This is a genomic window from Enterococcus sp. AMC1157 (assembly GCF_058216555.1).
Map to the genome: position 1 here is coordinate 176,040 of NZ_CM177099.1, position 14,163 is coordinate 190,202.

The window sequence follows — 14,163 nt, forward strand, 5'->3', positions numbered from 1 at the left end:
GCTATTTTTATATAATAGGACTAAACTACTCAAAAATTAACTGAATATAATTGATTAATTGAGTATAAAAGTTAGGATGGGGATAATGAAAAGAAAAGTTTTTTATGTTGGTATGATGTTTACGCTATTATTAGGTAGCTTTCCGATAACGATTTTTGGAGAAACGGTGACAAGTAGTAGTGAAAGTGAAATAGATGTAATCAAGGAAACCTTAGAAAGTACTTATTTTGAATCTTATGAAGAAGATGATGAATTAACTGAACTTCCGATTGAAACTAGTGAAACCGTCATTGAAGAGACCGAAGAAACTTTGGAAGTTATTGAAGAGGAAACAGAGAGTCCAATCGCTGAAGAAACCATTGATACAGAATATCTTGAAGAATTTGATGATTTATCACCTATGAATGAAGCACTTGCTTATCCTAGTCAACGTTCGGATTTGTCAGTAGGCTTCCAAACTTTTGCTACAGTTGCTACGACTCCTTCTGTAAAAGCGACAGATACAAATGTTCCACAGAAAAGTTTTATCGATGTTTCTTCTCATAATGGGAATCTTACTGTAGATAACTATAAAACCATCAAATCTTATGGTGTTGAAGGTGTAGTTGTTAAATTAACCGAGTATACCACTTATAAAAATCCTTATGCAAAAGATCAAGTGAAAAATGCAATAGCAGCTGGATTAAAAGTATCTGTATATCATTATAGCTGGTTTACTGATAAAGAGAGTGCTAGAAAAGAAGCTGACTATTTTGCAAATATGGCAGAAGAATTGGGATTACCCATAGATACTGTCATGGTCAATGACATTGAAGAACCACAAATTGCCGATAATAAAAATCATACAAGTAATTCTTTAGAATTTGAGAAACGTTTGAATGAACGAGGGTTTAAAAACGTCAATCATTATATCGGTTTATATTGGATCACAGGAAAAAGAATCGATGCCGCTGCATTAGGTAATAAAAAAGTTTGGGTTGCAGCCTATCCATATATACTAAGTAATGAAGCAAGATATACAGAATATGGCGCTTGGCAATGGTCTGCTCGATTGACATTCCCGGGAATTAGCGGAGAATTTGATATTTCTGCAGATTATGCGAAGAATTATACTTCTACTCCGATAGTTAATGACAATATCACTGAAAATAAAGTTGGTCCATATCAATCATATGGAAAGTACATCACGATTAGTTCTCCAAATTATGAAATTTGGCAAAATTTTTCTTGGGAAAAACGTGATCATTCAGCGAATTATCATGGACAAACGTTGCAAGCAAGAGGTTATTATCAACATTCTAATGGTAATCGTTACCTATCTTTATATAATAATCAAGGTATATGGTTAGGTTATATAGATTCAAATGCTACAAAAGTGTCAACAGGTAGACATGGTGTATATCAGAGTTATGGTAAATTTGTTACAATCACTTCACCAAATTATGAAATTTGGCAAAGTTTTTCTTGGAATATAAGAAATCATTCATCAAATTATTATGGTCAAACCTTACAGGCAAGAGGATACTATCAACATTTTAATGGAAGACGTTATCTGTCACTGTACGATAATAAGGGAAATTGGTTAGGATATATTAATGCGCATGGAACACGTTTGGGGAATGGTAGACAAGGTATTTATCAAAACTATGATAGATACGTAACAATTACTTCACGTAACTATGAGTTATGGCAAAATTTTTCATGGAAATTAAAATCTATTTCTTCAAATTATTATGGACAAAGACTATTAGCAAAAGGGTACTATAACCATTTTAACGGAAGACGGTACTTATCATTATACGATAGTAAAGGAAACTGGTTAGGATATATAAATGAACGAGGAACGACTTTGAGATGATGATTTGAACGATATCTCAGCTATTGATGCCTGAATGAACAGCTGTTGTGTCACTAGAATAAAAGCTCTCAAATAATGTGTTTCAGTTGTTATCACATTATTTGAGAGCTTTAAGTAGGTTTAAAGAATAAATATAAAATATATTAAATAAATGTATAAGAAGCCGATTGGTCTTATTAACTAAAAGGATCTTTAAATACAAAAGTTAGGATGAAAAACAAGTTTATTATTACAAGCTTAACAATCACTCTTTTGTTGAGTCAATTCCAGCGTCAGTTTTTGCTACAAAAAAAAACGAGAAGATACTATTTTAGAGACTTTAGATAGCATCTCTTCAACAAATGAAAGTTCTATCGAATCAAACATTAGTGAAATAATTGAAAGTGAATTGATGCTAGAAGAAATTACAGAGCAATCCGAAAGCATAGGAAAGACTGAAGAGTATGAAGAGACAGAACAAACTCAGGATGAATCAATCGATTTTACCGAAGCTACAGAAGCCGATGAGGAACTTGAAGAATATGAGAAAGTTGAACTCCAATTTTTTGATGAGTACTTTGTATATCCAAGTATTCGATCAACGGTACTTATCAATGATATTGAAAAATTAAATGATGCAGAGGATCATACTTCAAACTCAAAAACGTTTGAGTTTAGATTAAACGAATTAGGCTTTGGAAAAGTAAATCATTAAATAAGTGGTGAATGGATCAAAAAAGACTTAATTAATTCGGATGAACTTGGAAAAATAAAATATGGGTCGCTGCTTATTCATATCAAGTCTCAGAAAGTCAACATTATACAGTTATGCTGCATGGCAATGGACTAATCAAATGGTTTTACCAGATATTGTAGGCGCATTTTCCGTGTCTTCTAACTATATTGACGCAGAGCCACGACAAGCAGTCCAATTGAGCACTTTTGCTACCACTTTGATTGATAGCAGTGAAAATGTTGGAAAATACGTTACAATAAAATCGAGTGTACCTTTGTGGAAACTAGAGGATAAAGAAACAAGAAAAGACGGTAATAATACTGGATTAATTGGACAAACCTTGCAAATCAAAGAAGAGGTGATTGATTCAAAATATGTCACTTTTTATTTACTAATCAACAATAAACAAAATGAAATAGGCTATGTAAATGTTAGTGATGTGAATGTCATAGATAGCCGAGGTGGATCATATCACAGTTATGGAAAGTTTGTAACTGTCGTATCACCTAATTAAGAAATTTGGGAGAATTTTAGTCGGAAACAACGTAATCATTCGTCTAAGTATCACAATAGTTACTTACAAGTCAGAGGATATTATGGTCATTTTAATGGTTCACGTTACTTATCACTTTATACGACAACGGGTGTATGGGTTGGTTATATTAATGAAACAGGAACTAAATTAGCTAATAATAGATGTGGAATATACCAAAGCTATGGCAAATATGTAAAAATAAAGTCAAAAAATTATGATATTTGGCAAGATTTTGCTTGGAGAAAACGAGGTCATTCTTCTAAATATCATAACCAAGAGTTAGAGGCGAGAGGTTATTATGAACATTCTAACGGTGACCGATATCTTTCTTTGTACGATAACAATGGTAAATGGATTGGTTACATCAATCAGACTGGAACGAAGGATAAACCTATTGTAAAAGAAAAAACGGATCAAGTACAAAAATTACTTGATCAAAGTTATAGATCTTCGAATTATGGAATCTATGTTATGAGCTTGGTGGATGGGTCTATAGCTCAAAAAAATGGAAGTACCTCCTTTACTGCTGCAAGTACAGGCAAACTGCCAGCGTTGTATTATATACAAAAAATGATACTAGATGGTAATAGAGATAGTGATAGATTATATACCTATACGATGCAATTAATAATATCCCGCGTGCATATATGCGTGGAGGAGCAGGAATGGGAAACGCTTTGGAACACAGTACTCTTTAAATACTATGATGAATTGGACTGCTAAGTATTCAGATAATCAAGGAACAAATTTCTTAGCTTATTATGGTGCAAATAGCTATGATGCAGCAATGAAAAAGGAAATTAATGAGATTATTGGAAAAAGTTGGACAACACCTTTTAGAGTTTCTGCAAAAGATAATGCCTTATTAATGGAAGCTATCTATAATCAAGATGGAAAATTAGTAAATGACTTATCAAATACGAATTATGATAATCAACGTATTCCTAAATAAATTCCTAATAATGTAAAAGTGGCGCATAAAATTGGTGATTTAAAATGTTATGCTCATGATGCAGCAATTGTATATGCTGATCACCCATATGTTATTGTGGTTATGACACAGCATGTGGAATACGAAGCAATTTCACAGTTATCTAAACAGGTCTATGATATTTTGAAATAAAATTTCTATCAATTCTTAAAAATATGATAATAAAATAAAAAGTTATATGGGCAAGACAAAAATCCCCATATAACTTTTTTGTTACAAACATTTCAAAATAATAAGAAAGCGTAACTTTGTTTTGATTTTGTATATGTTTCATGTAAAATAGGAAAGGGTTAAGAGGGGGGGAGATTTTTTGACAGACAAGATCATTTTATATTTTAAAACATTGTATATTCTTTTGATTAAAAGTATGAATAAAAGAAAAATCTCACATAAACATAATAATATTATATTTCTACTTAGTTTTCCATCCACCAGTGAGTATATACTTGAGAGTCTCTACACTGAATTTGGTGATAGGTTAGTAATTTGTTATACTAGTAATGCAAAACAGTTAGCTATTGACTATCAAAAAAAAGGATGTAATGTTTATCCTTTAAAAAATTTGTATGTATTATGTAAAAAAATAGTTCCGATAATACAATTTAGTAGAGTCGTTCTGTGTGATAATTATTTTGTTTTTTTAGCAGGTATTAAATTTGATGGCATAACTGAAGTGATTCAATTATGGCATGCCAATGGTGCTATAAAAAAATTTGGACTAGAAGCAAATTATGCTAAAAATGTTGGTGGATTAAATAAACAAAGATACACAGGTGTATATCAAAAATTTACAAAATATGTTGTTAGCTCTAACAAAATGAAAGAAATATTTGCAAAAAATTATCAACAACATGTAGATGAACTGCCTTTCGGCTATCCTTTGACAGATTTATATTTTAATCAAATGTGGATTGAAGCTACTAAAAAAAAGTTTCAAGAATTATTTCCCGATACCAAAAAGGTGTTACTTTATGTGCCCACCTATAGAGAAAATAATATACAAAATCCGATTGATTTTAAACAACTAAAAAAAGAAGTTCAAAACGAATGGACACTATTCATTAAGCCACACCCACATGACACTAATTTAAAAAAAACATTAGGTGATGTAAACGAAGTAATTAGTGACTTTCGAGGAATGAGTTTACAGGAGTTACTTCCTAATGTTGACTGTCTAATCACCGATTACTCATCAGTACCTTTTGAATATTCATTAGTCAAACCAAAAGGAAAAATGATTTTTTATTGTTATGATTTTGAATTTTATCAAGAGAGTGTCGGGCTTGAGGAAGATTTTGAATTTTGGGCACCTGGCAAAATTGTTAGAACACAAAATGAGTTGATAGATGAGATAAATAATAAGACGCTTTATTGCAATTTTAATGAGTTTAATCAATTGTGGAATGAATATGTGAACGGTTCATCTCAAAAACAGTTAATAGAATGGGTGAAACAAAAAAATGTGGCCTGAAAAAATTATGGGAATTCCAGTTGATGCGATTAGCTATGTAGACATCATAAATGATTTAAATAGATATTTTGAGTCTGATACTCAAATGAGGGTAACTAGTATTAATCCTCAAATTGTATTAGAAGCACATAAATATCCAGAAATTATTAAATATATTAAACAAAGTACACATCGAATTCCTGATGGTATTGGTATTGTTATGGTATCAAAATTTACTAATGGCAAAATTAAGGAAAGAGTTGCAGGCTTTGATCTAATGGTGAAATTTTTAGAATATGCTGATAAGCATAAGAAAAAGTGTTTTTTTTATGGAGCTCAGCCGAAAGTATTGCTTGATACTTTAAAAAATGTCAAAAAAAAGTATCCCAATTTAATTATTGCTGGAAGTCTAGATGGGTATGTAAATATTTCGGATGAAAAAATTACAAAAAAAATCAATCAGGCAGATACAGATTTTTTATTTGTTGCAATGGGATTTCCTTTACAAGAGCAATGGTTAAGTAGAAATTCTGCAAAACTAACAGCTAATGTTCTACAAGATGTGGGCGGAAGTTTTGACGTATTGAGTGGTCATGTAAAAAGAGCACCCAAAATTTTTATTACCCTGCATTTAGAATGGCTATATCGTTCATTAATGGATCGAAAAAGAATGTACAGAATTACACAGTTACCTATATTTTTTATTAAAAGTTTAATTTGGTATAAAAAAAATCTTAAAAAAAGAAATTTTGATTGAATAAAAGAAAGTTTAATATTTTTGGAGATGAGTTTATGAAGTTATCAAGTTTGTTATCACTTAAAAAAAAAGCCAATATTGAAATGGATTTAGCAACATCTTTTGCGGAGATTTACGAGAACAGTCAAATAGAAGATAATCTTGTTTTATATGAGTGTCGTGATGGTAAAAGTATGACTGATTCACCATTGGCAATATTTAAATATTTACTAAAAGATGAAATAGGGGAAAATTTAAAACATATTTGGATTTATGATGGAAATGTCTCTGATTGGGATAAAATTATTGATAAGTATAAGAATAATTCGAATGTGTTTTTTGTTGAACGGAATTCTCAACAGTATCTGTATTACTTAACAACAGCGAAGTATTTAATTAATAACTCTACTTTCCAATCATTTTTCATACCAAAAAATGAACAGGTTGTAATTAATACGTGGCATGGTATACCTTTAAAAAAAATGGGATATGATATTGAAACTGGGAACCCAGCTGGACTTCAGAATGTTATTCGGAATTTTCTCTTCACGGACATTTTGGTTAGTCCTAATAATCACACTACAAAAATGTTTACCAATAGTTTTAAATTACAAGATGCATATGAAGGTAGAATATTAGAAAGTGGTTACCCAAGAATTGATCTAACATTAAATATAAATCGAGAGCAGGTTTTCAAAGAATTGGTTTTTCAGGGAATAACCATCGATACAGATAAAAAGGTGATTTTATATTGCCCCACATGGAAAGGGACAAATGTACACCATCCTGTTGTTAGTCAAATCGAACAAATTATTGCAGAGTCAAATTTTTTAAGAGAAGGTATATCGGAAGAGTACAATGTACTTATTAAGGTACATCCGTTTATTTATAGAGAAGCGAGTAAATATGAGGAACTAAAAGCATATCTAGTTCCTGACTATTTTGATCCAAATGAGTTGATGAGTGCTGTTGATTTACTTATAACAGACTATTCAAGTATTTTCTTTGATTTTTTACAAACCAATAGACCTATTATCTTTTATTGCTGGGATAAAGAATTATATGAAAATAATCGAGGCTTATATATATCAGAAGAAGATTTACCTGGTCCTGTTCTTAATACAATTGTGGAAGTTCTTATTCAAATTAAAAACTTAAAAAATATGCAACTTGAATATTCAAAAAAATATATTGAGGCTAAAAATTCATTTCTCCCTTATGAAGATGGTAACTCAACGAAACGTCTTGTTGAATATATTTTTCAACAAAAGGAGCCCGAAAAAGGAGAAATTGTTACTTGTTATAATCAAAATAAAATAAAACTATTATTTTATACTGGAGGTATGAAAAATAATGGAATAACCTCTAGTATGATAAACTTGCTTAAAAATATGGATTATACTAAATATGATGTAACTTGTTTCACTGGCTTTCCTAGGACTCAAGAATCTATAAAAAATATACTATCGATTCCTAAAGAAGTTAGGTTTGTATACAAACCAGGATATGCAATACTCTTGAAATCTGAGCAAAAAAAATTAAATAAGTTTAATAAAGATTGCATTAAAAATTCTGATTTACCAATTCCATGGAAAGGTATTGAAAGAGAAGCAAAGCGAGTTTTTTCCAACAGAAATTTTGATATAGCCATTGATTTTAGTGGTTATAGTTTTTATTGGGCAAAATATATTATCGGATCAGTAGCCAAACGTAAAATATGTTTTCTTCATAGTGATATGATGGCAGATAAAGAGAAAGTAGTAAATGGGGTAAAAGTCCATGAAAAAACACTATCTGCATTATTTATTAATTATTCCAAATTTGATAGGTTACTAGCAGTTTCTCCAATGATGGCAGAAGTTAATCAAAATAATTTGAAGAACTGGATTACTAAAGAAAAGATTGGCTTCTCTTTAAATACATTAGATATGGATAAATTGTTTAATAAAACTATCTCGTATTCTCCGAAGGTACTTGAATTTGAAGAAATTGATATAGCATTAACACCAACAGATACAACATATGATTTATATCACTTTTGGGATAGCTTAAATTCGAAACAAATGATTTTTAAGGGAGAAAAAATTAGAGCAATTGTTTCTAAATCTTTTGAAGGAGAACTAAGGTACAAAATTCTAGTTGATGATATTTTCTGTGGATGGGTTAAATCTGATGAATTTGAGCGAAAATATCCTCAGATTATAAAAGAAGAAAATGTTAGTCAGTTTGGATATGTAAAAAGAAATAGTAATAGATATTTGTGGATAGATTTGCCTATAAATAATACTGCAAGAATGGTCAGTAAAATTAAAGATTATCAATACTTACTAGTGAATATTGATAAAATTGTTGAAACTGAAGATGGAAAACTTTTTTATCATATTAAAAGAGATAATATAAATCTTGGATGGGTAAATTCTTCGGCAATTTCAATAGTTAAAGACTATATAACAATTCGTAAGTTAAAAAATAAATATAGTAATAGATATAAAAAAGAAACTTTTGATAATAGAATACTGGAAACGGTACTAGAACGCGGAGGGGTTGTTCTTAAATCAATTCCAACTAAAGATAGTTGGAACAAGACAATACAAAATAAAAAAACAGTATCTGAGCTGGAGAATTTTATTAATAAAAAATTTAAGTTTACAATGAAAGTTTTGACCACTGATGGATGGTATTATAGAATTTGGAGTTCTAAAGAATATATTGGTTGGGTAAATGAACGAAATGTAGAAGAATTAAAAGAAGATGAGATTCTGTTTACTGAAGTTTTTAGAGGCAATATAAAATTGAACGAAAATAAATTATTTAATTCTATTTCTTTATCAGATTATACTCCAGCTCTAAAAAAAGAGTATTCAATTATCTCTCGTGTAACAACTTTAAAAAATGACCTTTTAGAAACAGCGGATCACTTTTATGTTGATTCTAACAAAGTAGGAAGTATCCGAGACCTAGATCAAAGAGATATTAATGGTAATATAGTAGAATTTAATGATTCTTCATTTAATATTATTTGTATAGGACGACTTTCTCCAGAAAAACAGCAAAAAGAATTGATAGAGGCGTTTCATAGATTCAATAAAAAACACAAAAATTCGAATCTTTATTTATTGGGAGATGGTATTCTTAAAAATGAATTGATAGAATTAGTGGAGAAGCTAGATTTAACGAATGCAGTCTTTCTATTAGGCCATCAAGAGAATCCTTATGAAATATTGAGACAGTGTCAATTGTTAGCTTTAACTTCTGCATATGAAGGGCAACCAATGGTGTTACTAGAAGCTATGGCTGTTGGAGTACCTGTTGTGGCAACAAATATACCTGCGACACAGTATGTGCTTCAAAATGGAAAACATGGATTATTAGCTGAAGATAATAGTGTTGAAGGAATAGCCAAAATGTTAGAAGAAGCGTATTCTAAAAAGTTGGCTCCAGCTGATTTTAATGCCCATAAATATAATAGTGTGGCAATCCAAATGTTTTATGATGGAATAAAAGGAGATGTAAAATAGTATGAATTATTTAATTACGGGTGGAGCAGGGTTTATTGGTTCATCTTTAGCAAACTACCTTGTAAATAGAGATCATAATGTTACTGTTATTGATGACCTCTCTATGGGAAATAAAGAAAATTTAAAAATAAATAATATTACTTTTATACATGGAGATGTTTGTGATAAGGAACTAATGGAAAAAGTTTTGGTAGATGAACAATTTGACTATATATTTTTTCTAGCAGCTATTGCCAGCGTGGCAGATTCTGTAAAAAGACCTATGTACACACACAATGTCAATTTTGACAGTGTATTAAATTTTTTAGAATTATGTAAAAAATACCAATATCAATTGAAAAGAATAGTTTTTTCTTCTTCTGCAGCTGTTTATGGTGATGAAGAGACATTACCTAAGAAAGAAGAATCGATTATTAGGCCATTGACACCTTATGCTATTGACAAATTCGCAGCTGAAAAATATGTACTTGCTTATAATAATTTATATCAAGTTCCAACTACTGCAGTACGATTCTTCAATGTATATGGAATGAATCAAAATCCGAGCTCAGTCTATTCGGGAGTGCTATCGATAATAACTGATAATTTTAAAAAAATATTACAAAATGAATCAACAGAATTTTATCTGTTTGGTGATGGAAGCCAATCTCGCGATTTTATTTTTATCGAAGATGTTATTCAAGCGTTACTGTTAGTTTCTGAAAAAGAAGAATCACTAGGAGAAGTGTATAATGTAGGTACGGGAGTTAATACTTCTCTTAAAGAAATTATAGGTTTGTTTGAAGAAGTTTCTAAAAAAACGCTTCCTATAAAATATTTGGAGACTAGAGTAGGGGATATTAAAGATTCCTATGCAGATATTTCTAAACTCAAAAAATTAGGTTTTAATCCTGAATATAGTCTTCATAGAGGAATTGAAAAATACTTTAATTATGAAATAAATAAAGGAAAGGTTTTGCATGACTAATGCAAAACCTTTTCTCTTTATTTGTAAAGAAGAACTTTGAATATTATAATAGCAATAACGATTATAAAAATAGAATTTGAGGTACATTATGTCATTAAAAAAGAATACTATGCTGCTTGCTAAATCAACAGTTAACGCACTAAAAAATAAAGCTTCGATATTGAATTATTATTATGCAAAAAAATATGATCAAACAGAGATAAATGAAAATTTAATATTGTATGAAAATAGAGATGGTCAATCCATCACGGATAGTCCTTTAGCCTTATTTTTACAGATCTGTAAAGACCCTAAATATGAAAATTTTGAACATATATGGGTTATCCAAGGAAATGAAGCTCAACTAAAACTTCTAATTCCAGAGGAGTTTATTTCGAGAGTAAAATTTATAAAAAGAAATACTAAAGAATATATCAATTATTTATTAACTTCAAAATATTTGGTAAACAATTCAACTTTTCAATCCTTTTTTGTTAAAAAAAAGGATCAAATATATATTAATACTTGGCATGGTACACCATTAAAATATATGGGATTTGATATTCCAGGAAACCCTAAACATTCACAAAACGTTCTTCGGAATTTGTTGATGGTAGATTATTTCTTAAGTCCGAATAGTTACACAACAAAAATTTTCTCTGAAAGTTATAAATTACAAGATATTTATCCAGGAACAATTATTGAGGCTGGATATCCCAGAATTGATATGACATTTCAAAATAATAATAGAAAAGTACTAGAGAAGGTGCTTAAAGAAACAAAAATTGAACTGAATGATGAAAAAAAAATCATTTTATATACACCCACATGGAAAGGTACTTCTATTCAAAATCCAACTATAAATATCAGCCAAATAATAACAGAAATTAAATATCTTCAAGAAAAATTGAATGATGAATATCAGTTACTGATCAAAGTACATCCATATGTATATCCATTTATTAAAAATAATCCTAGTATTCAAGATGTATTGGTTCCAGATTTTTGTGATGCTAATCAACTTCTAGGGAGTGTAGACATTCTAATTACAGATTATTCGAGTATCTTTTTTGATTTTTTAGTGACAGATAAGCCCATTATTTTTTATGTGTGGGATAAAGATATATATTCTTTTGAACGTGGGATGTATTTAGAGGAATCAGAATTTCCAGGTCCAGTAGCAGAGAATGTAGATGAGCTAATTGATGTTATAGATAAAATAGATTTATTCAATAAAGAATATCAAGAGAAATATAGAAAAGCTAAAGAAAAATTTGTACAATATGATGATGGAAATGTCAGTGAAAGAATCGTAAACTATATATTTTTGAAACAAAATATTCAATCAAACCACGGTAGAACTTTAAAAATAGCTTCTGACAAAAAAAGAATAGTTATTTATCCTGGAAATTTATTAAACAATGGAATTACAACTAGTTTTTTGAATTTGATGAATAATATTGACTATGATATTTATGACGTAACAGTTTTTGTCGAACCTACAGGAGACGAAGGGATGATTAATCTATTAAAAATTAATTCCAACGTTAGATTTCTTTTTAAACCGGGTATTCCAATTTATACAATTAAAGAAGATTTTATGAATAGAAAAATACAGGCTGAAGGATTGTCTGAAAACGAAAGAGATCGATATCCTAGAGCTGCTTTCAGACGCGAGAGTAATCGTTTGTTAGCTAATTTATCATTTGATGTATCTATTGATTTTAGTGGCTATAGTTTTTTTTGGGCGAAATTACTGTTAGGAGCTAATGCAAAAAAATATATTATATTTCAACATAATGATTTAATGTCAGATTCAAAAAAAGTTATTAACGGAGTAATGCCTCATAGAGAGTCACTAAGAGCACTGTTTTCTATTTACTTTAATTTTGATAGAATACTGAGTGTTTCCCCGTCTACAATGAAAATAAATGAAGAAAATTTAAGTAAATATGTTCAAGCTAGTCAAATAGGATATGCAATAAATACGATTAATATCGAATCTATTTTGCAATCAAATAATAAGATAAATGAAATAAAACAAGATAGCAAAATAAACCGAGTAAATTTATTGTTTCAAGTGAAAGATGCAGAAAACCATGTGTATTTCAAAAATATTCAGTCAATAAATTGCAATGAGAGAAGCAAATACTATTTAAGTAAAGAGGATAAAATATTAGCTGTAGCAAACATAGAAGTTGATAATCAATTATATTATAAATGTTTAATTAATAATCGATATATTGGTTGGTTTGAAAGTAGTATTTTAATTGAAATGGAAAATGAAGTTTTTGATATAGAAAAAGTCAATTTAGTTGCTACTGTATTTAATATGAAAGACAAGTTTATATGGAAAAAATTAGAAACCGTTTTTCAAAAAGAGTGTGTTTCACAATTAGATTATTTAGTAAATACTTATGTTTTTATTGATAAAAAAGCTGATACTTTAAAAGGAGAATTTTACCATATCAATCTAAATAAAACTGATATAGGTTGGGTAGAGTCAAGTACATTAGCGCGTTTTCATAAGCTTTCCTTCTTTTCACCTTTAAAATATTATTTTGAAAAACAAAATAGAAAGAAGAATATAGGAATAACTGAAAGATATATTTCTTTGAATAATGAAATCTCTTTAGCAACTGACTTTAATGAAGTCGGTAAAATTTGGAAAAATCCTCCAGGTACCACTATGTCGGAGGAGAAATCGAAAAAATTGGATTTAACCAGAAATTATTTTTGTGATGCGGAGGTTACAATCAATGGAAAGTATTTTGATAGGATAATCAATGCGAATAATGAAGCTATAGGTTGGATAGAAAAGAAAAATCTTTCAAAACCGCATTCGCAAATAAGTTATTTAAAAATATCCCATGATAAAAATTCTATAGATTCTAACTATTTTAATTTTGTTACTATGGGGAGGTTATCTCCTGAAAAAAATCATTTGAATCTGATTCGAGCATTTCACTTACTCACTTTGAAGAAGTCTAATATAAGGTTGTATATATTAGGAGAAGGTGTATTAGAAGGTGAACTTCGTGATAAAATTGAAGAACTAGAATTAGAAAATTTAGTGTTCATGTTAGGATATATTCCAGAACCATATAGATTTATCGAACAAAATAATGTATTTGTATTACCTTCAATATACGAGGGGCAACCAATGGTATTACTGGAAGCTATGACGCTACAAATGAAAATTCTTGCTACAAACATCCCAGCAAATAAAAATGTTCTTGGTGAAGATGAAAAATATGGAATGTTAATAAATGGAACAGATGTTCAATCCATATACAAAGGTCTTTTAAAAATAATTAATTTTGAAGGAACATTTGAGCAATTCGACTGTGTTAAGTACAACAAAGAGGCAGTACAAAATTTTTATGAAGAAATAGAAGTAGAGTAGGAGAGCTT

The 14,163-nt window shown here is 29.6% G+C and carries 11 protein-coding genes; all 11 read left to right on the top strand.

Annotated features, from left to right (window positions below):
* The first annotated feature begins 85 nt into the window (after positions 1-85).
* On the top strand, positions 86-1,858 hold the full coding sequence (locus tag AC4BBX_RS00910) for a GH25 family lysozyme (RefSeq protein WP_490454606.1): 1,773 nt from the start codon (positions 86-88) through the stop codon (positions 1,856-1,858).
* A gap of 391 nt (positions 1,859-2,249) precedes the next feature.
* Positions 2,250-2,552 carry a hypothetical protein gene (locus AC4BBX_RS00915; protein WP_490454607.1) on the top strand — a complete coding sequence of 101 codons (303 nt, stop codon included), beginning with the start codon at positions 2,250-2,252 and terminating at the stop codon, positions 2,550-2,552.
* Positions 2,553-2,691: 139 nt separating this feature from the next.
* Positions 2,692-3,087, top strand: a complete 396-nt coding sequence (locus tag AC4BBX_RS00920) for a hypothetical protein (RefSeq protein ID WP_490454608.1) — start codon at positions 2,692-2,694, stop codon at positions 3,085-3,087.
* Positions 3,088-3,438: 351 nt separating this feature from the next.
* Positions 3,439-3,831: a serine hydrolase gene (locus tag AC4BBX_RS00925; protein WP_490454609.1), complete on the top strand. Its 393-nt coding sequence runs from the start codon at positions 3,439-3,441 to the stop codon at positions 3,829-3,831.
* Entirely contained in the window at positions 3,812-4,060 is a 249-nt protein-coding gene (locus tag AC4BBX_RS00930; RefSeq protein WP_490454610.1) for a hypothetical protein, read from the top strand. Before AC4BBX_RS00925 ends, AC4BBX_RS00930 begins: the two co-directional genes overlap by 20 nt.
* Positions 4,061-4,078: 18 nt before the next feature.
* Complete coding sequence (locus tag AC4BBX_RS00935) at positions 4,079-4,231, top strand: serine hydrolase (protein WP_490454611.1); 153 nt, start codon at positions 4,079-4,081, stop codon at positions 4,229-4,231.
* A gap of 178 nt (positions 4,232-4,409) precedes the next feature.
* A complete protein-coding gene (locus AC4BBX_RS00940; protein WP_490454612.1) occupies positions 4,410-5,570 on the top strand; it encodes a CDP-glycerol glycerophosphotransferase family protein in 1,161 nt (386 codons plus the stop codon).
* Positions 5,560-6,306 carry a WecB/TagA/CpsF family glycosyltransferase gene (locus AC4BBX_RS00945; RefSeq protein ID WP_490454613.1) on the top strand — a complete coding sequence of 249 codons (747 nt, stop codon included), beginning with the start codon at positions 5,560-5,562 and terminating at the stop codon, positions 6,304-6,306. The genes AC4BBX_RS00940 and AC4BBX_RS00945 overlap by 11 nt, the downstream gene beginning before the upstream one ends.
* Before the next feature lie 35 nt (positions 6,307-6,341).
* Positions 6,342-9,803: a CDP-glycerol glycerophosphotransferase family protein gene (locus tag AC4BBX_RS00950; protein WP_490454614.1), complete on the top strand. Its 3,462-nt coding sequence runs from the start codon at positions 6,342-6,344 to the stop codon at positions 9,801-9,803.
* 1 nt (position 9,804) lies between these two features.
* Positions 9,805-10,770: an NAD-dependent epimerase/dehydratase family protein gene (locus AC4BBX_RS00955; protein ID WP_490454615.1), complete on the top strand. Its 966-nt coding sequence runs from the start codon at positions 9,805-9,807 to the stop codon at positions 10,768-10,770.
* Between the two features lie 88 nt (positions 10,771-10,858).
* Positions 10,859-14,155 (top strand): CDP-glycerol glycerophosphotransferase family protein, encoded by a 3,297-nt coding sequence (locus tag AC4BBX_RS00960; protein ID WP_490454616.1) that lies wholly within the window; start codon positions 10,859-10,861, stop codon positions 14,153-14,155.
* Positions 14,156-14,163: the final 8 nt, after the last annotated feature.